Genomic DNA, 26,394 nt, shown 5'->3' on the forward strand with positions numbered 1-26,394 from the left:
TTTGGCGACCAGTGCTCTACGGCCTGGTTCTACGGCAGATATCCATTTCTGCCGGTTATTCGGTAAAGCCGTGAATCTGTGGGGGTTGCAGGCTTGCCCGGGAGGGCACTGTATTAGCCCGGGAAAACCAATGGCCCTCTCATTTTCTGAACTGCGTCATGGCCTCCTGTTTACTCACCACATCGCCATACTTGCTATCAATGTCGAACAGGTTGGCTTCGTGTGGTGCGGGGTGTCGATCGCCGACGCATTCGCGAACAACGATGGTCCGGAATCCATGCTGCACGGCATCTACCGCCGTCGCGCGAATACAGCCACTGGTTGAGCAACCCGCCAGTACTACGGTGTCGATACCTTTGGCGCGCAGCATCGACGCCAGGCTGGTGCCAAAAAACGAGCTGGCGTATTGCTTGCTGATGACCACTTCATCGGGGTTGGGCAGCACTGGCTCGCAGAAAGCAGCCAGTGGGTTGCCCTCGACCATATCTTTCATGACGGGTGCTTTTTTGACCCACATGCCGCCGTCGGCAAAATGCCCTGGGTGGTAGCGAATGTTTGTATGCACGACCAGGATTTCATGTTGCCGGGCGCAGGCTAGCAGTTCGACGCTCTCGGCTACAGCGCTGACCACGCCTGGCGCGTACAGCGGTGCGCCTTCTTGGGTATAGCCCTGCATGAAATCGATCATCAACAGCGCAGGCTTATTGCCAAAGCCGATGCGCTGGCCCCACACGCCCTGATAATTGGCGTCGGCACTTTGTTCTTGGCTCATGACACGCTCCTATTTATAAGCGCCAGACAGCAGCGCGCCCGCACCCGGAACGATGGGCTCCAGGTCCAGTGCCTTGAGCATGGCGTAGGTGGTGGCGATGGCGGCGGTGAGTACCGGTTTGCCGGTTTCGGCCTCGACTTGTGAGACCACTCCCAGCGATTGCATCTGCACGCAGGCCGACAGGACGATCACATCCACGCCTTCAAGGTTCATGTCGCGCACAATGGCGGGCAGGTTGGCCGGGTCGTGGCGGGCGACGGCCAGGTTGTCGGGAATTTCCAGGGCGCGCCAGTCCACCACCTCGAAACCTTCTTCGCGAATGTAATCCACCACCAGCTCGGTCAGCGGCTTCATGTACGGCGCGACAATGGCAATGCGTTTGGCGCCCATTACTTTCAAGCCATCGATCAAGGCGCCGGCGCTGGTGATGACCGGTGCGTTACCGTCGTTGTCGGCGGTGGCCTGGCGCAGGCGTTTCTCGGACTGGCGATGGTAGCCCAGGCCCATGGCCATGATTGCGACCAGGCAGGCATAACCCAGTACATCGACCTTGGCGTCCGACAGCTCAATGGCACAGCGGTCGGACTCGCCGTCCATGGCCGCCAGTTCCTCCTTGCGCACTTGCTTCATGCGCATGCGGCTGGAGTGAAAGGTGAAGCGTTCGGGGCGGATCAATTGGCGTGCTGCCAGCATCGCCGGGATCTCGGTTTCCATGGTGGTGTTGGAGCTCGGCACAATCTGGCCGATACGATAAGGCTTGATCACAAGCTATCTCCTTTGCAACGTGCGTTGAATTCAGGTCAGGGGCTGGCCGAGGAAATCGCCGAAAGCCGCGAAAAAACCTTCGAGGTCATCCCACGGAATCATGTGCCCGGCGTTTTCAACGTGAGCAATCTGGATCGCGGGTTGCAGGTCGCGAATTTCCGCTTCGTCCCCGGCCTGGATTACGCCGCCGCGACCGGCAACGATCAGCAGGGCAGGGACAGGCAGGTGCGGCAGATCTTGATGAAAGTCCACGTCATGAAAATCGTTGAAGGCGCGGACGATGGCCGGTTCGTAGCAGGTGTGCAGCCACTCGGCGCGTACTTGGAGCTGCTCCTCGGTCCAGGTCGGGCAGAAGGCGCGCATGGCATCGGCGTCCATCCCGCTTAGTGATTGGCGGATAGAGTCCACGTACCACGACAGCTTGCTCGGGTACTCGCGCCGGCCGGGGCCGGAGACGGGAGGATCGATCAGTACCAGGCTTTGCAGACCTTCTGGATTGCGTACGGCGCTGCGCACGGCAAACCGCGCGCCCATGGAGTGGCCGACCAGGTGATAGGCATTGATGCCCATGGCTTTGGCGAATGCGCCGATGTCATCGGCGCAGGCGTCGGTGCCGTAGTCCAGTTCCGGTCCGGTGGAGGACAGGCCGCGGCCACGAACGTCGAGTACGTAGGTATCGAAATACTGGCCCAGGCGCTCGGCGACAAACCCCCAGGTGATAGCCGGGCTGGTGATGCCGGGAATCAGCAACACTATCGGTTTGCCGGTGCTGCCCTGACCGCCATAACGCAGGTAGTGCTGTCGGATACCATTGGCTTGAACGTTGCCGCCCTGAATGAAGGTGCTCATGCGGCCACTTCCGATTTCAGTGGGTGGCCGTAGAGGTCATAACCATAGACCCAGGCCGGATCTTCCTGTGCGCGCAGCCAGGTGTTGGCATTGGACACCGCCTGTACTCGCGAGGCACGGTCCTTGCGGTTGGCTTCGTATAGCTTGAACGCGGTGCGGTAATCGGTGAGCCCGGTTTCCTGCAGGCAGCGGGTCAACATGGCGGCATCTTCGATGGCCATGCCCGCGCCTTGCGCCATGTGCGGTTTCATCGGGTGGCAGGCATCACCCAGCAACACCATCCGTCCACGGCTCCAGAGCGGTAGCGGGTTGCGATTGAGCAGCGGCCATTTGGTCACGCTTTCACTGGATTCGATCAACGCTTGAACGGTGGGGTGATAGCCCTGGAATGCGTCGTACATTTCGTCGCGGCTGCTATCGACAAAGCTGCCCTGGAAGTCCCAGGCCGGGTGCGGTACGCCGGTGACGTAGTAGTACTCATCGCGCTTGCTGGTGGTGTGGTAGACCATCATGTGACGATCTTCGCTCCACCACTTCACGCAGTTTTCAAAGTCCATGTTGTACTTGGCCAGCACCTCGCCGCGAATCAAGGCGCGGTGGGCAACCCAGCCGCTGTACAGCGGTCTTTCCGCTCCGAGCAACTCTTCGCGAATTTTGGAGTTGATGCCATCGGCGCCGATGACGATGTCGACCTCGGTGGTGGTGCCGTCGCTGAAGTGCAGGCGCACCAGATCATCGGTTTCCTCGATCCCGGTCAGGCGCTTGTTGAAGTGCACAGTGCCCGGCGCAATGGTTGACATTTGCAGTGCATGCAGGTCCCCGCGGTGCACGGTGATATAAGCCGCGCCGTATTCCTTGCGAGCGAATTCACCCAAGGGGATGCGGGACAGATAGTCACCGCTGGCGCCGTCGCGGCTGAACCAGAAATCAGGGTGCGAGCCCATGTCGCTCAACTTCTGCTCAATGCCCATGCGGCGGAAGATTTTCATGATGTTGGGGCCCATGTGGATGCCCGCACCAATACGGGAAAACTCTGGCGCCTGTTCATAAACGTCGACTTCGAACCCGGCTTTCTGTAACAGCGTTGCAGCAGCAGCGCCACCTAGACCGGCGCCGACGATTGCGATTTTTTGTTTGTTTCGCATGGGGCTTTTCCTTCGATTTGAATATTTGGCTGGTGAGATCGGGTTGTCGTCTCGCCGCGAATTGGAGTGTATACGCTATTGTTTTTCGAATGGAAGAGGCCGCTTTAAAAATAAAAATCAACGATAAACGGTACGCGTAACGCTTCGTAACCTATAAATAGCGGGTGCGTGTCGCTTTGTAACGTTTCGCTCCTTCTCTTGAGCCGTCCGTTAATTTGTTGTGCTATCGTCATTAAATAGCGTATACACTTTAAATTCGTGCAGCTGCCAAGCCCGCTGCCTTGCTTTGGTGCGCAGGGCGCGAGGCTCGAACGAACTCAACAGGTTAAGAGGAAGACAAGAAATGCCGGTAAGCGATTGCGAACTGACCCAGATGTTTGAACACGTGTTGAAACTGTCGAAAGTGGACTCCACTCAAAGTGTCGCGGTGCTGAAAAGCCACTACTCCGACTCGCGTACCGTGCGGGCGGCCATGGACGCCGCCCAGCGTCTTGGGGCCAAGGTCTATGCGGTCGAGTTGCCGTCATTCAATCACCCGATGGCCATGGGCAACGACATGACCGCTTACTGCGGCGACACCGCGCTGACCGGCAATATCGCCGCGCAACGGGCGCTGGAAGCGGCGGACCTCGTGGTCGACACCATGATGTTGCTGCACTCGCCGGAGCAGGAGCAGATCCTCAAGACCGGGACGCGCATACTGCTGGCGGTCGAACCACCGGAAGTGCTGGCGCGGATGCTGCCTACGCTGGCGGACAAAGAGCGGGTGATGGCGGCCGAGAAGCTGCTGAAGCAGGCGCGCTCGATCCACGTGAAGTCCAGGGCCGGCAGTGATTTCAAGGCGTTGCTCGGGCAATACCCTGCGGTCACCGAGTACGGTTTTGCGGATGAACCGGGGCGTTGGGATCACTGGCCCAGCGGTTTTCTATTCTCCTGGCCAAACGAGGAAACCGCCGAGGGCGTACTGGTGATCGACGTCGGCGATATCCTGTTGCCGTTCAAGAATTACTCGCGAGAGAAGATCACCCTGGAAATCGAAAAGGGCTTCATTACCTCGATCCATGGTGGCTTCGAGGCCGAATACCTGCGTGACTACATGAAGTACTTCAACGACCCCGAGGTGTACGGCATCTCCCATATCGGCTGGGGTTTGCAGCCGCGTGCGCAGTGGACCGCCATGGGCTTGCATGACAAAAACGACGGCATGTGCATGGATGCCCGGGCGTTCTACGGCAACTTCCTGTTCTCCACCGGGCCCAATACCGAGGTGGGCGGTACCCGAAAAACCCCGTGTCACCTGGACATCCCGCTACGCCATTGCGATATCTACCTCGATGATCAGGCGGTGGTCCTGGGCGGTGATGTGGTAGCGCCGCAGGCCTCTATCGCGCGGTGATATAAAAGAGGGGGGCACGGGACAGTGACCCACCACGATTGAGTTACCTTGATCCCCCTCGCAGGTTAATGTAAACGCCACTTACTTTTTTTTGATAGAGCCCGCCGTGCCGGATACGACAGACAACACCCCACAGACAACCGCGCCCTATGCCTTTTCCGAGCAGGTCGGTCATTTGCTGCGCAAGGCTTACCAGCGCAACATGGCGATCTTCCAGCAGAACGTCGACGATTCGCAGCTGACCGCTGTGCAGTTCATCACGCTGTGCGCCGTGCGTGATGCCGGACCTAGCTCATTGACCGAGCTGGTTAAGGCCACTGCGGTGGACCAGGCAACCATTCGAGGCATCGTCGAGCGGCTCAAGGCGCGCGACCTGATCACCCTGGAGCCAGACCCTCAAGATCGGCGCAAAGTCATCGTTGGCCTGTCCGACAGTGGCCATCAATTAGTGCGTGACACCGTGCCTCATGCTGCCCGCGTCAGCGAACTGACCATGGGTAATCTCAATCCGGCCGAGCGCGTTGCGATGCTGTATCTGCTGCGCAAGATGATCGATGACGCCGACGATTGACGAGTAAGAAACCGCCCCTGGCATTCTTCTTGCGTCTGATTCATGAAGTGGATACTTCATGAAAAAAATGTAGTCAGGGGTAACGTGAGGAGTCGGGTAGCCATCCCCCTCATCAAGCTCTAGAACCCGCGTGGCACTGCGCAGCCTGCGCATGCGGTACCGGTCACGCCATTTTCATGTAGTGATTACTTAATAAAAAGCCGCGTTTCATCAAGAGAGCGAGCGGTAACACACTGGAGAGTGCGACATGAGTGAGCAAGCACTGGTGCCGGAAAAGACCGTGACGCTTCACGTCAATGGCCAGACCACTACGGTCTGTGCCATGGCCGACACGCCGCTGTTACTGGTACTGCGTAACGATTTACAGCTCAACGGCCCGAAATATGGTTGTGGCCTGGGCGAGTGCGGCGCCTGCACGGTGATCATCGATGGTGTTGCGGCGCGGGCTTGTGTGTTTCCGTTGTCCAGCGCCGAGGGCCGGGAAATCACCACCCTCGAAGGCATTGGTACCCGTGAGCATCCGCACCCGGTGCAGCAGGCCTTCATTGAGGAGCAGGCGGCGCAGTGCGGCTACTGCATGAACGGCATGATCATGACCGCCAAGGCCTTGCTCGATCGCAACCCGCACCCCAGCGAGGCACAGATTCGCAACGAACTGTCGGCCAATCTCTGCCGCTGCGGCACCCATATCGAAATTCTTCGTGCGGTACTGCGTGCCGCCCGTCAAAAGCCTTGAACGGATTGATGACAATGACTCATGCAACGCTCACCCGTGATCAGCTGTTGGCCAAGTCTGGCGTTTTGTTGGTCGTCGATCAGATACAGCCACCGTCCGGCCCCGTCGCCAAAGGTGGTGTACCCGTCATCAAACCCAAGGAGCTAGCGTTGTTCCTTGCGGTCAATGACGATGGCAAGGTCTATGCGTTCAACGGCCACGTGGACTTGGGCACCGGGATCCGTACTGCGCTGGCTCAAATTGTCGCCGAAGAACTGGATCTGTCGCTGGACCAAGTCAGTATGGTCCTTGGTCATACCGACAGTGCGCCGAACCAGGGCGCAACCATCGCCAGTGCGACGATCCAGATTTCGGCCATCCCCTTGCGTAACGCCGCGGCTGAAGCCCGACGATTTTTGCTGGATCGAGCGGCCCGGCGTTTTGCCGTTGCGGCTGACACCTTACGGATAAACAGCGGGGTAATCAGCAGCGAAGACGGTCGCCAGCTCACGTTTGCCGAACTGGTGGAGGACGAGCGTGACCAGTTGACGATTTCCGGTGATGCGCCGCTCAAGCGTCTGGAAGATTATCGGCTGGTGGGCAAGGGCGCAGCGCGGGTGGACATTCCGGGCAAAGCCACCGGTGAGCTGACCTACGTGCATGACATGCGGCTGCCGGACATGCTGCATGGCCGGGTGATTCGCCCGCCTTATGCCGGGCTCGACAGCGGTGATTTCGTCGGCAACAGCCTGCTGGAGGTGGACGAGTCCTCCATCGCGCACATTCCCGGCATCGTGCGGGTGGTGGTGATTCGCGATTTTGTCGGCGTGGTCGCCCTGCGTGAAGAGCAGGCCGCGAAGGCCGCCCAGGCGCTGAAAGTCACCTGGAAAGCCTGGAACCACAAACTGCCGAACATGGATGACGTTGCTCAGGCCATTCGCGACAACCCCCGGGTACAGCGCGTAGTGCTGGACAAGGGCAATGTAGACCAGGCGCTGGAGCAGGCCAGCGAACGCATGACTCGCACCTATCTGTGGCCGTATCAGATGCACGGCTCCATTGGCCCTTCATGCGCACTGGCGGATTATCACGAGGATGGCATTCGCGTCTGGTCGGGCACACAAAATCCGCACTTGCTGCGCGCTGACCTTGCATGGTTGCTGGAGTACCCGGAAGAGCGGATCGAGATCATCCGCATGGAAGCGGCAGGTTGTTACGGGCGTAATTGCGCCGACGACGTCTGCGCCGATGCGGTGTTGCTGTCCCGGGCCGTCGGCCTGCCGGTACGGGTGCAACTGACCCGCGAGCAGGAGCATGTCTGGGAGCCCAAGGGCACGGCGCAACTGATGGAAGTCGATGGCGGCATCAATGCCGATGGCGGGGTGGCCGGTTACGATTTCCAGACCAGCTACCCGTCCAATGGTGCACCGACCCTGGCACTGCTGCTGACGGGGCGTGTCGAACCGGTGGCGGCGATGTTCGAAATGGGCGACCGCACCTCGATCCCACCCTACGACTTTGAACACATGCGCGTGAGCGTAAACGACATGGCGCCCATTGTTCGGGCTTCGTGGATGCGGGGCGTGTCGGCGCTACCCAATACCTTCGCCCATGAGTCGTATATCGATGAATTGGCCTTTGCCGCGGGTGTCGACCCCATCGAGTACCGTTTGCGTTATCTGAATGATGAGCGCGCCTCGGATCTGGTCAAAGCCACTGCTGCCCGCGCCGAATGGACACCGCGTACGCAGCCGATGCAAATCCCGGAACAAGACAACATCCTTCGTGGCCGGGGTTTTGCCTATGCCCGTTACATTCACAGCAAATTTCCAGGCTTCGGCGCGGCGTGGGCGGCGTGGGTCGCGGACGTGGCGGTGGACAAGCGCAGCGGCGAAGTGTCAGTCACTCGCGTAGTGATCGGTCATGACGCAGGGATGATGATCAATCCGGCCGGTGTTCAGCATCAGATTCACGGCAATGTGATTCAGTCCACCAGTCGCGTGCTCAAGGAGCGCGTGACCTTTGAAGAGTCCGCCGTTGCCAGCAAGGAATGGGGCAGTTACCCGATCCTGACATTCCCCCAGGTGCCGCAAATCGATGTGCTGATGATGCCGCGCCAGAACGAAGCACCCATGGGGGCGGGTGAGTCGGCGGCAGTGCCGAGCGCGGCAGCGATAGCCAATGCGATCTACGACGCCACCGGGATTCGCTTTCGTGAACTACCGATCACCGCTGAGCGTGTGCTGGCCGCGCTCAAAGGCTCGGCGGACGAAGCGAATGCCAATCCCCCTGATTCGCCAAAGGCCAAGCGCTCGAAATGGTTGTTTGGCTCATTGTTCGCAGCGTTCGGCGCGATACTTGGCGTGGCTGCCACGGCTTTGCCCTGGCGTGCGGAAATCGCACCGATCACGCCACCCAGCGCGGGCACCTGGTCTGCGGCGACGCTGGAGCGAGGGCGTTTGCTGGCGGCAGTCGGCGATTGTGCGGTGTGCCACACAGCGCCAGGCGGCGCGACCAATGCGGGCGGGTTGGCAATGCAGACGCCTTTCGGAACGCTGTACAGCAGCAACATCACACCTGACCCGAAAACCGGGATTGGCAGTTGGTCCTATTCCGCGTTCGAACGGGCCATGCGCGATGGCATCAGTCGCGATGGCAAGAATCTGTATCCGGCATTTCCTTACACTGCCTTCAGGAATATCAACGACGCCGATATGCAGGCGCTGTACGCGTACTTGATGTCACAGGCCCCGGTGAGCCAGCCAGCCAAGGTCAACGACATGCAGTTCCCATTCAATATGCGGCCGCTGATGGCGGGTTGGAACGCGTTGTTCCTGCGCAAGGGTGAAATCCAGGTGCAGTCGCAACGCAGCGAGCAGTGGAATCGCGGCGCCTACCTGGTCAATGGGTTGGGTCACTGCGCGGCCTGTCATTCACCGCGCAACCTGATGGGCGCGGAGAAGGGCGGTAAGAATTTCCTGGCGGGCGGCATGGTCGATGGCTGGGAAGCCCCTGCGCTCAATGGCTTATCCAAATCGCCTACGCCGTGGACTGAAGATCAATTGTTCACCTACCTGAGCAGTGGTTATTCCGATGCCCACGGTGTCGCGGCGGGCCCCATGGGGCGAGTGGTTAGCGAATTGGCGAAGCTGCCCAAAGCAGACATACGGGCGATGGCGGTGTACCTCGCGTCGCTCGATGGCACGGCGCAAGCACAGACTCGCTCAAGCACACAAACCGTAGCGCAACCCAGTGTCACCGCAGTGTCGTTGAGCAATGGTCGGCGGGTGTTTGAAGGTTCCTGCCAAGGCTGTCACGCCGATGGTCTTGGGCCGAAACTGTTTGGTGTCAGTCCCTCGTTGGCGACTAATACCAACCTTCACAGTACGCTGCCAGACAACCTGCTGAAGGTCATTTTGCAAGGCATCTCCAACCCGGCAACGCCGGACCTTGGTTATATGCCAGGCTTCAAGGACAGCCTGTCCAACAGGCAGATCGCCGAACTGACGGCATACCTGCGCAATCGCTTCGCCTCAGCGGAACCTGCGTGGCAAGGGCTGGAGCAGAAGGTCGCGCACTTGCGGGCCAATCCCGGAACTCATTGATCAGAGAGTCACTGAGACGCAGGCAGTGTCAGCACGCCGCGCACCACCAGATCGCTGATGAACGCCAGCCAGTCCTGCTGCTGGACTTGATCCGCCAGGTCTTGACCCAAAAATGAGGTGAGGGTGTGCCGGTTGGAGTTATAGAAGTAGCAGAGTGAGGCGATCATCAAGTAGACGTGATTGATGTCGATGTCCTGGCGAAACACCCCCTGCCGCTGACCCGCTTCGATGATCGGTGTGATCACGCCCAGCGTGGTGCCGGACAAGCGACGAAGCTCACTGGACTGCCTGGCGTGCGTGCCCTCGTGCAGGTTTTCGATATTGAGGATAGCGACGAATTCCGGATGCTTAACGTAGTAATGCCAGACGAATGCTACCCGATCACGCAGGGCCTGCACGGGGTTCGAAAGGTCCGGGCGTAGCATGCTTTCGGCTTGGTTGAATGCTTCATAAGTGTGCTCAAGCACCCGTACAAAGAGGTTTTCCTTGCTGCCGAAATAGTAATAGATCATCCGGTCATTGGACTCGGCTTCACTGGAAATCTGTTCGATCCGCCCGCCCGCATAACCATCACGGGTGAAGACCTTGACCGCGGCCTTGAGAATACGAGCCTTGGTCTGGTCGGCCTGCTGGGCTCTGATACCTGTTTTTTTGTTCACGCTGTTGCCCTTGACGATTATGCGTAGCGATATTTATGGCTGGGAAATGACCTGACATTCCGTGGTAGTGCGCCACCGATCTCTGAACTGGGCACTCCGGCCAAAGGGGTTCTTTGGGCGCCCCGGGGTTTCTCGTACACCGTATGCATCAGATCGATGTCGCATTGTTCTTCGACGAATGCAAGGGAATGAATAGTACTCCCGTTCACTGCGTTCGTCGGGTTGTTGGCAACGCTGTTTTCCCCGCAAACGAGGGGCCGATCACTTGAAGACGATGCGCAGAAATCAACTGAATTTGACCCGGGAGAGTGGCCATGTCTGATTTGTACGCCTTGCTCGATGCATTGGGTCAAGCCAACAGCACAAAGATCGATGCTGTACTCGCCACGGTCGTCAAGGTCGAGGGCTCGGCCTATCGGCGTCCGGGTGCGAGGATGCTGATTCCGCTTTTTGGCCAGACAGTCGGAACTATAAGCGGTGGTTGTCTGGAACAGGAATTGGCCAGGAAGGCCTGGTGGTTAACCGAGTCCGGCGGGGCAGTGGTTCGTCGTTACAGTACTGCAGCCCAGGAAGATGGGGGCGCCGATGATGAAGACGCGGCGTTGACGTTTGGACTGGGCTGCAACGGTACCGTGCATGTACTCCTGGAACGCCATGATGCCGGCAAGCCGAGTCTGTTGCTCGATGTGCTGCAACGGGTGAAGGCCACCGGCCAACCGGCAGCACTGGCAACGGTCATTTCGGCGGGTCGGACAGCCCGTGTGCGAGTCGGTGCTCGAATGGGACTGAACGCCTTTATGAACGAGTGTGAGGGCATCCACTGCCAAGCGCTTCAACACACCCTGCAGGGTGATTTGCGCAGTACCCTTGCGCGCAAGAAATCTCAGTTGATGATTTACGGAAGCGAAGCCGATGAAGTCGAGGTCTTTCTTGAATACATCGCGCCACAGCGCCGACTGATGATCTTTGGCGCGGGTCATGACGCCCAGCCTTTGGTGCGGTTCGCCAGGGTTTTGAACTGGCATGTAACGGTGGTGGACGGGCGTGCGCACTTTGCTCGCCCGGAACGATTCCCTGGAGCAAGCCAGGTCATTGTTGCGCCTATCGACGAGCCTTTTGACTTATCCAGTGCTGTCGACGGTGCCGCAGTGGTGATCATGACCCACAGCTTCCGACAGGATCGGCATTGGTTGGAAAACGTTTTGCAATGTTCACCTGCCTATGTCGGGCAGTTGGGTCCTCGAGAGCGAACAGAACGACTGCTTGATGAGATGGGCGCATCGGCCCGTTTGCGAGAAGTTGTGCCCGGGTTTCATTATCCGATTGGGTTGGATTTGGGGGGCGATACCCCGGCGAGCGTGGCCCTGGCCATTGTTGGCGAGATCACGGCCTACTTCAATGAGCGCAGTGGCGGCATGTTGAAATACCGCAAGACCACCATTCACCAAGCTTGTGAGCCAACCCACTCTCCAGCGGTGGGTAGCCTGCAGGCGAAAATGGAAGCGTAGCGGCTACAGGGACTTGTGCAGTTTTGCGGTTCAGGCTTTCTAAACTGGCAGATCACCTGCTGTGTCCTCTGTACGAGCGGTTGATACGATCCTGATATCGATGGGTTTTGAATTCGAGTTTTTATCCTCGATGGCGCGAGCCTGGATTGCGCCGCAGCGGTTGTTGCGCGCCGGTTCTTCTGGCGCATGAGGCTTAGATGCGGAAACTGCCAACCAATTGCTTCAGGCGCGCGACCTGCTGCTCAAGGTCTGAGCAGGCCCACAAGGTCGATTGAAAAATTTCCATGCCTTGCAGATTCAGTGTGTTGATCTCGCTGATGTCCATGTTGATCGAGTCAACCACGGCGGTTTGCTCCTCGGTGGCGGTGGCCATCGACTGGTTCATGCCGTCGATTTCGCCGATGCGTAGGGTCACGCTGCTCAGGCGCTCGCCGGCAATGGACGGTCAGCGTTTGTACCTTCGTCGTTTTTAGTTGTTCAGCCTCTACGTTAGCCGCGGCATACGCCTGTGCCTTGGCGGTTTTCTTGTGTTCGTTGGGATTGATCTGCTCATCGATGAGGGCTCGAGCCTGGTTGCGGGCCTTGCGGATGTCCGTCAGGGATTTGCGCGGCCAGGTTCCGCAGGCGTACTCTTTGTTCTGCTCGCTCCACCGATACCGATAGAAAAAACTGACCGACACGCCGTCCTTACGCACCGAAATTCGACCGGCCAGATTGCCATCCTCCCTGAGGATTCGGCCGGCATCTTCAGCGGTCAGCGACTCGAGTTCTTTGATGGTAATTTTGGCCATGAAATGGACTCCCCCCTACTTTTCCCCCCACAAAAACGCCGGCTCTTGATGGACGTTACTGGACTCTCGCAGAGCAGAACACCGCTGGAACTCAAGTAAATACTCGCTTTGAAAAATCCAGAGTAAAATTTTGGAAGCTTTCAAGAAGTACGAAAAAGGAGATGGGGTGCTAGGGGTCGAGTGTTCGAATCACTCCGTCCCGACCATATTTATCAATGAGTTAGCCCAATCTGAAAAGGTTGGGCTTTTTCATATCTGCGATTTAGGCTTTCTGGTAGTTAAATGGTAGTGAGTTGAGACTTGCTGGCGCCTTGCGCTGCTATGTCGGGTTGGCAGTTACTGGATAGTAATCAGTGCGAATGCAAGCGGACCCCATCCTATCGGTTCAAAACAGACCTCTCTGGATTACTGCTCTGGATTACTGCGGCTTTTGCGAGTGGCCTACGTCTTCCGGGGTGGGGTGGGGGATTGAAAAAGTCGAACAGACGATGGAATCAGATATGTAAGTTCACTGCCGTATAGGCAGCTCAGAAAGTGGGTCAGGGTAATTAGTTGAGCGGTCATATGGAAGGATCTGAGAGGACGCCATCTCCCCGGAAATAGATCATTCCAAAATTGTGAGCAGCATGAGGATCGCCAGCGTTCGCTGCAATTCCCCCTATCTGGCGTTCGCCGCCCTGATCGCGGCTGGGCTTTCGGTAATCGACGAGAAGCTGGTCTTGCCGGATCCATTTGTCGGCGATGCCTATCGGGATAGCGAACTTCCGGAAATTCCGAAGACGCTGCGGGAGGCGATCGAAATCGGCTCGGATTCGATCTGGCTGCGCGAGGCCCTGGGCAATGAGGTTGTTGATCATTACCTCCACACCGCACGATGGGAGCAGTCCCAGTACGACCGGCGTGTCATGGACTGGGAGTTGGCCCGGGGGATTCGAGGGGGGGAATCGCTGCCTGGCTGTCTGCACTTCTGGTTGGCTTATCCAGTAACCACAAACAGTCACGGCGCTATAGCGACGGATGCAGCCCTCCATCCATGTCGATGACCGCTCCGGTCACGTAACTGGCTCGCGGGCTGGCCAGGAACAGCGCAACATCGGCGATTTCCTCGGGGTTTGCCAGCCGCCCGATGGGCAGTGCGGCTTCCTTGGCTTTCAACACGGCCTCGACGGTCGAATTGCCCAGCCCGGCCTCGAAGGCCAGGGTTTTTTCCGTGCGCTCGGTAAGGGTCAGGCCGGGGTTGATTGCGTTGATTCGTATGGCACTCGACGCATAGGCGTTGGCCAGGCCGGCGTTGAGAAACAGTAACGCGGCGTTGGCCAGGCCACCGGCCAGATGGTTGGCCATCACATGGCGGCCGCCAATGCCGATGATGTTCACAATAGCCTTGTCCTCCCGTGAACCGCTGCCACGCTGGCGGCGAAAACACTGTAATGCCTCGTTCTGCATGTTCAGATAGGGCGTGAACTTGGCGTGCAGGGCCGCGTGGAAGTGGGCCGGCTCCAGCGCATCGAGTGCATGCTTCTTCGCTGCGCCTGCACAGTTGATCAGGATGTCGAGCGGCCCCAGTTCTTCCTCAAGGATCGCCATGGTCGACGCGCAACCATCGGCCGAGGCCAGATCCTGGGCATGGGTGATCACCTGTAATCCGCGCCTGGCGAACTCGCCCCGGGCTGCCTCCAGATGGGCACGGTCGCGGGAAATGATCGCGACCTGTGCGCCCTCTGCCGCAAATGCCAGGGTACAGGCCAGTCCAATGCCTTTGCTGCCGCCGGTGACGATCACGCGTTTACCGTTCAGGTGCAGATCCATGCTCACTCCGTTTGGTTGTTTCCGGGGTTCAGTTCATTTAGGTAGACATCGACTTCACTGGCCAGCCAACTGGAAAATTCCCGCTGCTTGGCTTCCGAGCGCTCACGGTTGGGCAGCACTTGCCAGTAGGGGTAAGGGTAGGGGGCTGTGAACTCGGAAAGCTGCACGAGCTCTCCGCGTTGGATAGCGTCGTGCACAAGGCTGCGACGCTCCAGCGCAATGCCCTGGCCAAGGCGCACGGCCTGCAGCACCAGGTTGGAGTCATTGCTGCAAAGGCCGATGCGCGGAGCATCAAGATCCAGGCCTGCCGCCTGGCACCACGGCTGCCACGACTCCATGTTGAAGATGATGTTGCTGCTGATGATCTCTTCGGGGGTCTGCGGCAGCGCCCCATCATTGAAATGCGGGGCGGCAACCACGACCGTTTCATCGTGAAACAGCAGGCGGTGCTCCAGCCCGTCCCAATCGCCCTTGCCCATGCGGATACCGACATCGACAGACTCGCGAGTCAGGTTCGATACAGCCAGACTGGCCTGTAGACGAATGCTGATATGCGGTTGCAACTGCTGGAACCTTGGCAGACGAGGCAGCAGCCAACTGAAGCCGAACGATGGCAGAACGGCAACCACCAGCTCAGTGGATTTGGGCTGAGTCTTGATCAGTCGCGTGGCTTCGGCGATGTCGCTCAACGCTTCGCGGATCTGCAAGGCGTAAAGACGTCCGTCTTCGCTGACCCGCAAGCCGCGCCCCTCACGGACAAACAGGGTGACACCTATCATCTCTTCCAGCACTTTGATCTGCTGGCTGATGGCCGAATGGGTGACATGCAGTTCTTTGGCGGCGGCGGTGACACTGCCCAGCCTTGCAACCGATTCGAAACTGCGCAGACAGGTGATCGGGGGAACACTCGACATGTAATTTATTCTTACTGGTTATGGTAAAAAATACCGATATTCTAGCCGGTTGGTTCCATATAGTGTAAGTAATAGTGAGGTCTCTGGCCCGAGGGAGGACGAGTGCAATGGACGACGCATGGGGTGCACGGCAAACAGCAACGGGCAGGTCGGGTTTCGATGACCAGCAATGGCTGCAGGTTTCACTGGCCAAGGCGCAACTACTCTCGGTACGTTTCGCTCAGGACATTTATACACGGGCGGTCAGTGGCACACATTGGATCAGCACCGATGGCATCGATTTCTCGATCGGCCCCGGTGAGCGAGTGAAACTGTCGGCGGGGCTTGCCCTGATCGACGGCGAGGGAACGTTGCAGCTATCGCCTGTCGATGCGCCCGTAGAGCGGCACGCGAACTTGCGGTCGTGGCGGCTGGTCAATCTTTTCAAGCGCCGGGCATTGGCGCTGCAGATCAATATCAACTAGGGAGAGTGACGGATGAAACTCATTGGAATGCTGGATTCACCTTATGTTCGCAGAGTGGCTATTTCGCTGGATCTGTTGGGGGTGAAGTTCGAACATGACCCGCTGTCGGTGTTTAGCACCTTCGAGGCGTTTTCCAGGATCAACCCCGTCGTCAAGGCGCCGAGTCTGGTGCTCGATGACGATTCCGTGTTGATGGATTCGACGCTGATCATCGACTATTTCGAAACCTTGAGCACACCGGAAACCAAACTGTTGCCGCAGCAGCCCAAGGCATTGGCCGCGGCCTTGCGCACCCTAGGCCTGGCGCTGGCAGCGTGCGAGAAAACCGTACAGATTGTCTATGAGCACAATCTTCGTCCGGCCGAGAAGCTGCACCAGCCCTGGGTCGAACGCGTCACCCGCCAGTTGCTGGCAGCCTGCGCCGAGCTGGACAAACAACTGGCGGCGCAACCGTCACAAGGCGTGCGGCCCGATCAGGCCGCCATCACCAGCGCAGTTGCATGGTCGTTCATGCAGTTGATGCTGCCGGACGTGGTCAAGGCCGACGACTTCCCGACTCTAAAGGCCCATGCGGCGCATCTGGAACAGAGCGATCTGTTCAAACGCTACCCCATTGCCTGACCCCGAGCGCGGATCGGGCCTGATCCGACCGCGCCGACTTCCAGCCTGCCATTGCTGGCGTGTTTGAGCCGCTGCCATGTACACACTTTATTTCTCGCCTACGGCCAATGGTCACAAGATCGTGATCATGCTGGAGGCGCTCGGCGTTGCCTATCAGATCCAATGGGTAGACCTGGCGAAGGGTGAGCAACACCTGCCGGACTTCGCCCGATTGACTCCCCATGGAAAAATTCCGGTACTGGTCGACCATGAGCAGGGGCTGACCCTGCCCGAGTCCGGGGCCATCCTTCAATACCTGGCCGAGAAACACGCGCGTTTTCTGTCGCCGGCGGGGCCCGAACGCTATGAAGTGCTTCACTGGCTGGCATGGCAGATCAGCAGCCTGGGTCCCATGGCGGGACAGAACTATCACTTCCTGCATCAGAATGCCGAAGGCAACCAGTACGCCCGAACCCGCTATCTGGAGCAGACCGTACACCTGTTCAATACAGTGGAGAAAGCGCTGGCCGATCGTGACTTCATCTGCGCCGCCTATTCGATTGCCGACATGGCCATCTACCCTTGGTTGCGCATCCATGCCCAATTGAAAGTGGATATCCAGGGCCTACCCAATATCGTCGGGTATCTGCAGCGGATCGCCGGCCGGTCGGAAGTCGTGGCCGCCTATGCCAAAGGGGCAGCGGCCAAACCGCTGTCCCCGGCACATAATCAGGCGGGCGCGACGGCAGGCTGAGTCGTGGCGTAGCAGCCGCCGTGGAAAATCAGCGGCTCACCCTGGGCATGGTTGAAATCGAGCACTTCGCCCAGGAATATCCAATGGTCTCCACCGTCAAGCTGACGGTACTTGAAGCATTCGAACTGTGCGATGGCGCCGTGAATCAGGGGCATATCGTGCTTGCCCAGCGCGTAGCCGACGTTGTGGAATTTGTCGGGCAGCGGTTTGGCAAAACGGTCGCTGACCTCCCGCTGCCCGTGCGAAAGCACGTTGATGGCGAAACGGTCGGCGGCCTGGAACGCTGGAGTGCTCCAGGACTCCTTGCGCAAGCTCCACAGTACGAGGGCCGGTTCCAGCGAAACGGAGTTGAAACTGTTGACCGTCAGGCCGGTTGGCTGCCCAAGGGGATCGAGAGTGGTCACGATGCAGATGCCGGTGGCGAACTGGCCATAGGCATTGCGCAGGGCACGCTTGTCCGTAGCAATGGTGTTCATCGATGTTCCCTTCTCAAACGAATGATGAATGGCCTGTAATGGACGCCAGGCATTGACCCAGGATCGACAGTCCTTCGAACAGCGATGGACTGTCGATAGTCAATGGCATCAAGAAGCGGATGACGTTGTTTCGGGGGCCGCAAGCGAGCAGCAGCAAGCCCCGTTGCTGCGCCTGCCGTACAAGTTGGCGCGTCATCTCCGTCGCGGGCACGGATTGCTGGCGATCTTCGAAGAGCTCCATCGCCACCATCGCGCCTAGGCCACGGATCCGGCAACTGATGCCCAGGCCTGCGGTCGTTTCGATAAGTGCTTGGGTCAGCGTGTCGCCCAGGTTGAGCGCCTTGCTCAGCAATCGTTCCTCATCGATCACGTCCAGCACCGCCAGGGCCGCGGCACAGGCCAGCGGGTGGCCGGAATACGTGCCACCCAGCCCGCCGGGGCCGATGCTGTCCATCAGATCCGCGCGCCCGACCACTCCCGACAGCGGAAAGCCGCCGGCCACCGATTTGCCGAACACAATCAGATCGGCATGGGCGCCCATTTGCTCCATCGCGAAAAACGTGCCCGTGCGTCCTGCGCCGCATTGCACTTCATCGGCGACCAGTACGATGCCGTGTTTGTCGCAAAGGGCCCGCAGCGCCGCCATGAACGGCGGTGGTGCAACATGGAAACCGCCTTCGCCCTGAACCGGCTCGATGACGATTGCCGCGATATCGGTCGGAGCCGCGTCGCAGTAGAAAATTCGCTCCAGGCTGGCCAGGGCCTGCGCCGTGTCGACCCCATTGGAAGCGTCAGGGAATAGCGCACGATACACGTGACCGGGCATCAGCCCCATCGCGGTGCTGTACGGCGAAACCTTGGCGGTCATGGCCATCGTCAGGAACGTCCGACCATGGAAGGCCCCTGTGAACGCGATGACCCCGGTACGTCCGGTGGCCGCGCGCGCCACTTTGATGGCGCTTTCCACCGCCTCGGAGCCGGTGGTCAACAGCAGGCAGCGTTTGTCGAACGGGCCCGGCATGTTCCGGTTGATGCGTTCGCACACAGAGATGTAGCTCTCGTAGGGCGTTACTGCGAAACAGGTGTGCGAGAAATGTTCGAGCTGGGTGCGCACGGCCTCGACCACTCGAGGGTGCAAATGCCCGGTGTTGAGGGCGGCAATGCCGCCGGCAAAGTCAATGTAGTTTTTGCCGTTGGCATCGATGAGGCGTGAGTTGTAGGCGCTTTGTACGTAGACGGGGTGAAGCTGATTGATTCCCCGTGCCACGGCCAACTGCCGACGGGCGTCCAATGTAGGGAATTCACTCTGCATGGGTTGTCCTCCAGGCGATAGGCTTGTAGAGCCCGGCACAAGCGCATTACGCGTGCCGGGCTGCGTCAGTGTCGGATCAGCGCTGACGCCATTCGGCCAGCGCCAGATCGGCAGCCTTGTTCAAGGCTTCACGGTCGCCGTATCGGTAGCTGTCGAGGAAGTCGAATTTCACCGGCATCGCGCCACGGTCGAACAGCGGTTTGATACCGCCGGGCGCGTTGTGTGCCCACAACAGCAGCGAATCGGCGAACGGCTGGCTGGCACGGGACAGGAAACGGTTGGAGAAGTCGGCAAAATCGATAGGCAAATGCTCGCGATTTTCGTCGAACAGCTTCTGCAGGATTTCAATGGTGTGCGCTTCGCTTTGATTGCCGGCTGCGTAGCTTTCCATGGCCTCGCAGGCGTGTTCGAACAGCGCCTCGTAGGCCGGGCTTTCTATGGACAGGTGACCGGCATAGGTGGAGTTTTCGAAGGCCTGTCGCAATTTGTCATCGTCGCCGTCGGCCAGGTAGTCTGAGTAGATCTTGCGCAAGCGCAATACGCCGATGTAGCTGCCGCTGATCCAGACCCGGAACCAGGCATTCCACAACGGGAAGCTGTCGAAGGCGGTAAAGGAATTTGCGACCAGCCGGTCATTGATCCTGACCACTTCCAGGCTGTAGTCCTGGTAGGCGAGGAAGTCGCGCTTGTTCCAGGTGTTGGTTTGGACGGCCTCGATGAGCGCCGGCGCCATCCGGGCAATCGACTCGAAGGTGTTGACCAGACCGCGGGAAAACAGTGGATCGACAAACCCCACCGCGTGTCCCAGCAAGCAGTAGCGATCGCCCACGCTTTCGCGGCTGGTGTAGTTGAGGCGTGGCGCCACGGTCCATTCCCGGACACGGGCAGCCCCTTCAAAATGCCGCGCTACGGTCGGGTGTTCATCGAGGAAGCGCTGGAATTCTTCTTCCGGATCGACTGCCGGGCCATGTTTGTCGATATCCACTTGCAGACCGATGCTGCACAGGGTGTTGGTCGAATGCGGATGGTTGTCGAACGGGATGATCCACAACCAGCCGCCTTCGAACATATGGTGCAGGGTGCTTTGTGCCAGCGCCGTCGGCGAACCGGTCACGTCGGTGCCGGCCACAACTTCTTCATACAGTTTTACGCCGGTCATGTGTGTGAATAGCGAACGAGTGCGTGCCTGCATTTCCCGCGCCCCTTTGCGCAGACCGAACTTGTCGGCGATCGGCGAGCGATAGCCGGCGGCGTCGACCACGTAACTGGCCTGGATCCGCTCGTTGCCCAGATTCAGTAGCATGCCATCGGGTGTTTCTTCGATGTCCTGGATGCGCACCTGTTGCCGGATGGTCGCCCCCAGGCGCGCCGCCAGGGCCAGGTAGTAGGCATCGACATCCTGGCGGAACAAGTGGGCTTCCGGTGCGATCACTGGTGTGGACACGACATCAAGCGGATCGTGTTCGCGGTTCTTGCCGTTCCAGGCGAAGCTGAAGGCCAGTTTGATGCCGGCGCTCGATGAGCCAACGTGTTTGATCAATGAATTCAGCTCGCCAGGGTAGGCCAGCTCCGGAATGCCGTAGCGCTTGGCCAGGATTTTCAGCAGCACGGCGCTTTCCGGCACCATCGATTCGCCAACGGCGAAACGGGGGTGGGTACCCGCATCGATGATGACGGTCTTGACGCCTTGATTGGCCAGAATCGCACCAAGCATGGTGCCCGCGATACCGCTACCGATGATTGCAACATCAAAAGTCTGGTTTTGCATTTTCGATTTCTCAACGTGGAGGGCGAATAGGGACAGTCACAAACAAACAAGCCGGGTTTCGACATCGATCGCACGATCGACCCCGAAATCAGCGCGACACAAAAAGAGGTAATCGGCCTGACCGCTTTGCAGCCAGTGGTGTGCCAGGCTCTCAGCGATGGGCCTGGCAGTGGCGCCAGGCATCGTGAGTACCAGCGTCGGCCCTTGGAAACCGTACCGGGTACAGCAAACGGAGAGCGGGGCGCCGGCATTGGCGTTGATGAAGTCGATCGGCGACACACGGCTGCGCGCTTGGACGTCGCCTACGATCTTTGCTGTCAGATGACTCGGAAACGCGCTGCCATACTGGATCATCCCGACATTGCCCCGATGGGCGTGCAGCACGTCCTGGTGGCGTCGCTGCAAGGCGTCGACGCTTTCCAGCACGCTGAAGACCAGGGGGTCGGCACTCTTGAGGCCCCGACGCAAGGATTCGTCGAGATCCGAATAGGTCAGCGAACTGGCATTGCTGTTGTCGATTGTTTTCATCTCAGCTCCTCAGGCGGCCTTATTGGTCAAAGCGCTGGAAAACCAGAGCGGTGTTGAAACCGCCGAACCCAATGGTCAGGCTCAGGCCCACTTTGCTGCGGGTACAGGCCGGCTCCCGGATCGGCAGATCGAACTCCAGATTCGGCAGCGGCTGCTGCAGGCCGAAGACTGGCGGAACACGCTGGGTCTGCAAGGCTTTGATCAGGGCGATGGCTTCAATGGCACCGGTGGCCCCCAGGGTGTGCCCGAAGGCGCCCTTGGTCGCGAAGACCAGGGGGTGGTAGTCGCCGAAGTACTCGTTGTAAGCGGCACTTTCGACGCGGTCGTTCGTATAGGTGCCCGAACCATGGGCATTGATGAGACCGATCTGGTTGCGGCTCAGGTCGGCCTCGGCCAGCGCGCGATCCAGCGCCAGACGAATGCCGGCCCCCGTTTCGTCCGGCGCGGTCAGGCCGGCGGCATCGTTGGAGGCGCCGCATCCGACCAGATAGGCATAGGGCTTGTGTCTCTCCAGGCCTTCGCGCTGCAGCACGACAAACCCCGCGCCCTCGCCGAGAAGGGTGCCGTCGTGGCTTTGGTCGAAGGACTTCAAGGTGGTAGATGACAGCGTGCCCAGTGCGGTGTGTGCCAGCCGCTTGGCATCCCCCAGCACATCGGCGCCCCCGCAAACGCACAGGTCGGCCTGCCCGGAGCGGATCAGGTGCGCGCCAATCAGAATGGCATCCGAGCCCGATGAACACGCCGTCGACAACGCCAGCGGAGTCATGCCGACCCGAGCGCCGACTTCATCGGTCCATTGGTTCAAAGGATCCTGGTGATGCGCCTCGCTGTCGAGGCGGTAGCCCAGGCTCGTACCTATGATCAGGAATGCGTGTGGGTTCGGTGTTTGCGCATCGACCTTCGCATCGGCCAGTGCGGATTTGACGCATTGCGCGGTGAGTTTGATCAGCCGCGCCTTGCGGTCGGGGCTGTCGACGTCCTCTAAGTAGGCAGCGCGGTCGTTTTTGAGCCGCAACTCACTGGGCAATTGCCGTATGCCTGACTCTCCATCGAGTAGACGGGAAACCACAGCATTCACGTCATAGCCTAATGCAGTGTTCCATCCCAGGCCTGTCACAACGACGACATTTGATCGGATATCCATGATCGCCACCTCAAACATTTGCATAGGAATAAAGCGTTGCCAGCGTCGATACCGGACAACTAACTGAAATCGAAGACCCGTTGAAACTCGTCGAGCGGTTTACCGCTCACCGGTGATGGATGAAAGTTGTCTTCGATCACGAGCCCCTTGAGCTCGATATGGCGAACAAAAGGTTCTTTCTGCAGCCAGCGTTCGCTATAAATGAACGGCGTAGCGATATCGGCGGCATTGAAACCGTCCAGTTCGGCTGGATGGACAACTTTGCGGTTGGGCTTGTCCAGTACCTGGGCGTAGGCAGACACATCGAAGTAACGGATGCGCTGTTCCCTCACGACGGCATTGATGCAATGCCAGCGCTGGGGCAGGTACAGATAGTTCACGAAGATGTTGCGCACGGCATAAACGCGTTCGCCGGTCATGACATGCAGCAATGTCCCGGCGACATCCGCCATTTGCGAACAGAAGCAGGGCAGGCGACTGCCGGGGTCAAGCATCGCCTGCAAGTAGTCATCAACGCTCAACGCCGCAATGATGTTGTCCCGATAATGCTCATAGCGCGTTATATGAAGCGACCATTCATCCTTGGGGTACTTCAGGCGAACGATCTCGGGGGAATACGTCTTGAACACATCCGGCTCTTGCAGAACGTGACACAGGGTCAAGGGAACGCTGGCCATGATGTCTTCAATCGAGCCAAGTCCGTGCTGCGCGATGATCTGTTGAGCCAATGAACGGGTATGACTGTTCATGAAGGTTCCTTACTTGTGGTTCGTCATGCTCAAGGCATCGCGATGCAGCAGCGCTATCGCCAGCGGCCGCTCGTAATGTTTGAGTTGTTTCAAAAGGCGGGTCTTGAAGTAGTCACCCTCGTTTTCCTGAACTACGTCACGATCAACGGTCAGTTCCAACTGAAATCCCGCCGGAACGGACGAGTCGCTCACCACTTCGGTTCTGCACGCCAGGACACCGGGCACGCGCTTGCACATCTGTTTGATCGCACCCAGGTTCACTTTCTCGTCACGGATGACGATGAAGTCGGAGTGACGACCTTTGAAGTACAGATAACCGTCGTGATCCTGGCTGAAGATGTCGCCTGTTTTCAGCCAGCGCTTGCCGTTCAACTCGATGATCGGAGTGTGGCTGTCCTGGCCTATCTTTCTGGTCAGCAACGTGTCCGAACTCACCAGCAACTCGCCTTCGGCGCTGTCCGGGCTCGGCCGCAGAATCATGACCTGAGTGCCCTCCAAGGGCAGCCCGACTGAACTCAGTTGCTGGGGTGATGCCCGATGCGCCGCGCAGGTCGACACCCGCGGACCGGCCTCGCTGATGCCGTAAGTCAGGTACAGCTCCAGCCCTGGATTGGCGGTCAGGCATTGGTTCACTTCCGTCGCGGCTGCCAGATCGCCCCCCACAGTCAGCAGGCGCAGGCACCCCGGAAGCGACTGTGAATGGGCATTGATCTGTCGCAGCAGCACCGGCGTCACGGAGCTGGCCGTGATGCGATGCTCGTGGATGTCCTCCAGGTAGGTGGGCACAAGAAACGGAGGGCCGCTGATGACAAGGTGGGCGCCGAGCTCCAGTGCCGCAATCGTCTGGGCGACCAGTGCCGTGGAGTAGTACATCGGCAGGTTGACCAGAATGCGGTCGGTTCGGCCGAGGCCGATGCTGCGGGCATGGCGCAGCGCGTTGTTTTGCAAGGCGCTGAACCAGTGGACGCACCCGCTGCTGAAGGCCCGTGACGTACCTGAAGTGGCGATGACGACCTGGCCCGGTTGTGTGATTGGCAACGGTGCATTCTGCACCCGGCCCACCTGCCAGCGCCCCAGGTCTTGCACGTTCTGCACCCCGTAACTTTCCCAGGTCGCGTCGTGAGTGGCCGAACGGATCAGCGCGCCGGCACCGAAATCCCGTACCATCTGCATGACCCGATCCCCGGGGGTCGTGGGTGCGATCAAGGCCGGAACGTGGTTGCTGTTCAAGACGGCGGCGAACATGGCCAGTAGATCGGGGCTGTTGGGGACGGCGATCAACACCACTTGTCCCGCCGGCAGCGATTGATCCAGCCAGTAGGCGATGTATTGCCGGTAAAGCCGGGCTACATCGGTTCGCTCGCCCACGCTGGCGGTGGTGGAAATGTTTTCCAGTTGGCCGGGAGAAATGAAGTCTTCCCTTTGCCCGATATTGGTGAGGCTTTTCATCGTTGCAACGCCCCGGACTTTTCAATGATCAGGCTGGACAGCGTGTGCACGCTGAAGAAGTGCTCGGGAACAAACTCTTCTTCATCGATCTGGATCTTGAACTCCTCTTCGCACTGGAACTTGAGTTCGATAAAGCCAATGGAGTCGACACCCACTTCCGATGCCAGCCCCGCCGTCTCGTTGATTCCCGCAATCGGAATGTCCAGGTCAAGACGCTCGGAGATGATTTCCTTGATCTTATTGGCTACAAGAATTGCATTCAGCTGAGTCATGTTTAGCTCCACAAGGGTCATTGCATCAATTGAAGTTTTTTTCCGCGATGGCGGGCCGGGCAAATACCTGGGTGTTGCGTTGCGTCAGTCGACGAACCAGAGGCGTGGTCGTTGCCGTGACGATCAGCGCCACGGTCACCAGCAAGCTGTAAACGGTCGGGGAAATGAGGTGCAGCTCCAGTCCGATGGACAGCACAACCAGCTCCATCAGGCCGCGGGTGTTCATCAATGCACCGGTCAATGTCGAATCCCGGGTAGAGAAGCCGCTGCGGCGAGCGCCGATGTAAGCACCGAGAAACTTGCTGACAAAGGCCGCGACCAAAAAAATCAGCAACCATTGGAGCTCCACGGCATTGCTGACAGTGGTCAGGGAGGTCTTTAGTCCGGCGCTGGCAAAGAAGATCGGCAGCAGAAATAACCTCAGGAAGCCGCCGATCTGCCGGTTCCAGTAACTGGCAAAACCAGGCGCGCGGCTGATCATGGCGCCCGCCAGCAGGGCACCGATTCCGGCATGAAGTTGCAGATGCAGGGTCACCCAGGCGCTTGCCAGCAGGTAACACAGCACCCAGGGTAGGTGTCGCGGGTACTCGGAAGCGTCGATCCTAGCCAGACTGCGCTCGATCCACTGCAATGATAGGACGATGTAACTCGCCACCCCCAACAGCAGGCAGAACCCGAACAGCGCGACCAGTTTCAAGTCGTAGCGGAACGCGGCGAACACGATGACCGCGCCCAAGGCGAGCCAGCCTGCAATGTCAGTCAATACTGCGGCGCGAAGCGTGACAGCCACGGCAGGCAGATCGTTGATTCCCAGGTCTTCAACGATGCGGATCATGACGGGGAGCGCGGAGACGGCCAGCGCAATGCCGCAAAAGACAATAAAGGAGAACTTGTCGAAACCGGATGCCAGTACCGGGTGCGCGTACCAGGCCACAACGACGCCCGTTATGAAGGGTAGTACGAGGCCAGCAACGGCAACTCTGAGAGCAGATTTGTTTTCCTGATGAGAGCGAAGACTGTCGGTCGGAGAAATATGCATGCCGACTTCAAACATCAACAAGACCAGTGCAAGTTCAGCCAGCGTACTGATCCAGCCAATATTTTCGGCGGCAAACAGGGAAGACTGTACGCCCAGTGTTTGAAGTAACGGTTGCAGAAAAGTGGGGCCAAGCAGGATGCCTGCGGTGATTTCTCCCACCACCCTGCATTGACCTATGCGTTGCGCCAAACCACCTAACAGCTGGCCGACAAGAAGAATCGCTAATAATTGCAGGGTGAACATAACAGTCATCTCCAGCAGTGCGAGTGCGCGGGCACCACCAGACGCATAACTTGCCGTCCGGTAAGTTAATGAATTAGTGGCAGGGATTTAGCTGGTT

At 58.9% G+C, this 26,394-nt stretch carries 24 protein-coding genes and 3 pseudogenes; 9 read left to right on the forward strand and 18 right to left on the reverse strand.

Features of this window, described 5'->3' with window-relative positions; genetic code table 11:
- Positions 1–139: 139 nt before the first annotated feature.
- Genes KGA83_RS26945 through KGA83_RS26960 form a run of 4 tightly spaced genes read right to left on the reverse strand, consistent with a single transcriptional unit; the run spans position 140 to position 3,531 of the window.
- On the reverse strand, positions 140–772 hold the full coding sequence (locus KGA83_RS26945) for an N-carbamoylsarcosine amidohydrolase (protein WP_223531267.1): 633 nt from the start codon (positions 770–772) through the stop codon (positions 140–142).
- A 9-nt stretch (positions 773–781) separates the two neighbouring features.
- The gene (locus tag KGA83_RS26950) at positions 782–1,537 is read right to left on the reverse strand and encodes an Asp/Glu racemase (protein WP_411741925.1); all 756 of its coding nucleotides are present in this window, start codon (positions 1,535–1,537) and stop codon (positions 782–784) included.
- Between the two features lie 30 nt (positions 1,538–1,567).
- Complete coding sequence (locus KGA83_RS26955) at positions 1,568–2,386, reverse strand: alpha/beta fold hydrolase (protein WP_223531268.1); 819 nt, start codon at positions 2,384–2,386, stop codon at positions 1,568–1,570.
- A complete protein-coding gene (locus tag KGA83_RS26960; protein WP_223531269.1) occupies positions 2,383–3,531 on the reverse strand; it encodes an FAD-dependent monooxygenase in 1,149 nt (382 codons plus the stop codon). Before KGA83_RS26960 ends, KGA83_RS26955 begins: the two co-directional genes overlap by 4 nt.
- Before the next feature lie 343 nt (positions 3,532–3,874).
- Between KGA83_RS26960 and KGA83_RS26965 the strand changes: the two genes are divergently transcribed.
- The 4 genes from KGA83_RS26965 to KGA83_RS26980 all read left to right on the forward strand — a co-directional run bounded on the left by KGA83_RS26965 (position 3,875) and on the right by KGA83_RS26980 (position 9,818).
- Positions 3,875–4,927, forward strand: a complete 1,053-nt coding sequence (locus KGA83_RS26965; RefSeq protein WP_046043574.1) for a 2,5-dihydroxypyridine 5,6-dioxygenase — start codon at positions 3,875–3,877, stop codon at positions 4,925–4,927.
- A 106-nt stretch (positions 4,928–5,033) separates the two neighbouring features.
- Complete coding sequence (locus tag KGA83_RS26970) at positions 5,034–5,498, forward strand: MarR family winged helix-turn-helix transcriptional regulator (protein WP_223531270.1); 465 nt, start codon at positions 5,034–5,036, stop codon at positions 5,496–5,498.
- Between the two features lie 247 nt (positions 5,499–5,745).
- Complete coding sequence (locus tag KGA83_RS26975; RefSeq protein ID WP_223531271.1) at positions 5,746–6,234, forward strand: (2Fe-2S)-binding protein; 489 nt, start codon at positions 5,746–5,748, stop codon at positions 6,232–6,234.
- Between the two features lie 14 nt (positions 6,235–6,248).
- Positions 6,249–9,818, forward strand: a complete 3,570-nt coding sequence (locus KGA83_RS26980; RefSeq protein ID WP_223531272.1) for a molybdopterin cofactor-binding domain-containing protein — start codon at positions 6,249–6,251, stop codon at positions 9,816–9,818.
- An 8-nt stretch (positions 9,819–9,826) separates the two neighbouring features.
- On the opposite strand, the gene KGA83_RS26985 is transcribed toward KGA83_RS26980, so the two are convergent.
- On the reverse strand, positions 9,827–10,477 hold the full coding sequence (locus KGA83_RS26985; RefSeq protein WP_108217707.1) for a TetR/AcrR family transcriptional regulator: 651 nt from the start codon (positions 10,475–10,477) through the stop codon (positions 9,827–9,829).
- 314 nt (positions 10,478–10,791) lie between these two features.
- Between KGA83_RS26985 and KGA83_RS26990 the strand changes: the two genes are divergently transcribed.
- The gene (locus KGA83_RS26990; protein WP_108217706.1) at positions 10,792–11,985 is read left to right on the forward strand and encodes an XdhC family protein; all 1,194 of its coding nucleotides are present in this window, start codon (positions 10,792–10,794) and stop codon (positions 11,983–11,985) included.
- A 193-nt stretch (positions 11,986–12,178) separates the two neighbouring features.
- Here the strand turns inward: KGA83_RS26990 and KGA83_RS26995 are convergent.
- Together KGA83_RS26995 and KGA83_RS27000 are read right to left on the reverse strand one after the other, a co-directional pair.
- A pseudogene (locus KGA83_RS26995) lies at positions 12,179–12,421 on the reverse strand (chemotaxis protein); the annotation flags it as partial.
- Between the two features lie 4 nt (positions 12,422–12,425).
- Positions 12,426–12,776, reverse strand: a pseudogene (locus KGA83_RS27000) (Arm DNA-binding domain-containing protein); the annotation flags it as partial.
- Positions 12,777–13,393: 617 nt separating this feature from the next.
- Between KGA83_RS27000 and KGA83_RS27005 the strand changes: the two are divergent.
- Positions 13,394–13,705 (forward strand): annotated as a pseudogene (locus KGA83_RS27005) (hypothetical protein); the annotation flags it as partial.
- A gap of 76 nt (positions 13,706–13,781) precedes the next feature.
- Here KGA83_RS27005 and KGA83_RS27010 read toward each other — a convergent pair.
- Both KGA83_RS27010 and KGA83_RS27015 read right to left on the reverse strand, forming a co-directional pair.
- Positions 13,782–14,585, reverse strand: coding sequence for an SDR family NAD(P)-dependent oxidoreductase (locus tag KGA83_RS27010; RefSeq protein WP_223531273.1), 804 nt, complete (start codon positions 14,583–14,585; stop codon positions 13,782–13,784).
- A gap of 2 nt (positions 14,586–14,587) precedes the next feature.
- Positions 14,588–15,499, reverse strand: a complete 912-nt coding sequence (locus tag KGA83_RS27015; protein WP_108217703.1) for a LysR substrate-binding domain-containing protein — start codon at positions 15,497–15,499, stop codon at positions 14,588–14,590.
- A 107-nt stretch (positions 15,500–15,606) separates the two neighbouring features.
- Between KGA83_RS27015 and KGA83_RS27020 the strand changes: the two genes are divergently transcribed.
- From KGA83_RS27020 to KGA83_RS27030, 3 genes are all read left to right on the forward strand, one after another.
- Positions 15,607–15,963 (forward strand): hypothetical protein, encoded by a 357-nt coding sequence (locus KGA83_RS27020; RefSeq protein ID WP_108217702.1) that lies wholly within the window; start codon positions 15,607–15,609, stop codon positions 15,961–15,963.
- Positions 15,964–15,975: 12 nt separating this feature from the next.
- A complete protein-coding gene (locus tag KGA83_RS27025) occupies positions 15,976–16,584 on the forward strand; it encodes a glutathione S-transferase (RefSeq protein ID WP_108217701.1) in 609 nt (202 codons plus the stop codon).
- A 76-nt stretch (positions 16,585–16,660) separates the two neighbouring features.
- A complete protein-coding gene (locus tag KGA83_RS27030) occupies positions 16,661–17,317 on the forward strand; it encodes a glutathione S-transferase family protein (RefSeq protein WP_108217700.1) in 657 nt (218 codons plus the stop codon).
- Here KGA83_RS27030 and KGA83_RS27035 read toward each other — a convergent pair.
- The 9 genes from KGA83_RS27035 to KGA83_RS27075 all read right to left on the reverse strand — a co-directional run bounded on the left by KGA83_RS27035 (position 17,293) and on the right by KGA83_RS27075 (position 26,297).
- The gene (locus tag KGA83_RS27035; RefSeq protein WP_108217699.1) at positions 17,293–17,793 is read right to left on the reverse strand and encodes a flavin reductase family protein; all 501 of its coding nucleotides are present in this window, start codon (positions 17,791–17,793) and stop codon (positions 17,293–17,295) included. The genes KGA83_RS27030 and KGA83_RS27035 overlap by 25 nt on opposite strands.
- 13 nt (positions 17,794–17,806) lie before the next feature.
- Positions 17,807–19,105 (reverse strand): aminotransferase class III-fold pyridoxal phosphate-dependent enzyme, encoded by a 1,299-nt coding sequence (locus KGA83_RS27040; RefSeq protein ID WP_108217698.1) that lies wholly within the window; start codon positions 19,103–19,105, stop codon positions 17,807–17,809.
- A gap of 76 nt (positions 19,106–19,181) precedes the next feature.
- A complete protein-coding gene (locus KGA83_RS27045) occupies positions 19,182–20,873 on the reverse strand; it encodes an NAD(P)/FAD-dependent oxidoreductase (RefSeq protein ID WP_108217697.1) in 1,692 nt (563 codons plus the stop codon).
- A gap of 36 nt (positions 20,874–20,909) precedes the next feature.
- On the reverse strand, positions 20,910–21,401 hold the full coding sequence (locus KGA83_RS27050; protein WP_108217696.1) for a hypothetical protein: 492 nt from the start codon (positions 21,399–21,401) through the stop codon (positions 20,910–20,912).
- A gap of 19 nt (positions 21,402–21,420) precedes the next feature.
- Positions 21,421–22,545, reverse strand: coding sequence for a beta-ketoacyl-[acyl-carrier-protein] synthase family protein (locus KGA83_RS27055; protein ID WP_223531274.1), 1,125 nt, complete (start codon positions 22,543–22,545; stop codon positions 21,421–21,423).
- Between the two features lie 59 nt (positions 22,546–22,604).
- Positions 22,605–23,294 (reverse strand): hypothetical protein, encoded by a 690-nt coding sequence (locus tag KGA83_RS27060; RefSeq protein WP_108217695.1) that lies wholly within the window; start codon positions 23,292–23,294, stop codon positions 22,605–22,607.
- A 9-nt stretch (positions 23,295–23,303) separates the two neighbouring features.
- Positions 23,304–24,743, reverse strand: coding sequence for a class I adenylate-forming enzyme family protein (locus tag KGA83_RS27065; protein ID WP_108217694.1), 1,440 nt, complete (start codon positions 24,741–24,743; stop codon positions 23,304–23,306).
- Positions 24,740–25,015, reverse strand: a complete 276-nt coding sequence (locus tag KGA83_RS27070) for an acyl carrier protein (RefSeq protein WP_108217693.1) — start codon at positions 25,013–25,015, stop codon at positions 24,740–24,742. The genes KGA83_RS27065 and KGA83_RS27070 overlap by 4 nt, the downstream gene beginning before the upstream one ends.
- Before the next feature lie 25 nt (positions 25,016–25,040).
- Entirely contained in the window at positions 25,041–26,297 is a 1,257-nt protein-coding gene (locus KGA83_RS27075; RefSeq protein ID WP_158273950.1) for a cation:proton antiporter, read from the reverse strand.
- Positions 26,298–26,394 lie beyond the last annotated feature (97 nt).

This window comes from Pseudomonas sp. GL-R-19 (genome assembly GCF_019956375.1).
Classification (GTDB): Bacteria; Pseudomonadota; Gammaproteobacteria; order Pseudomonadales; family Pseudomonadaceae; genus Aquipseudomonas.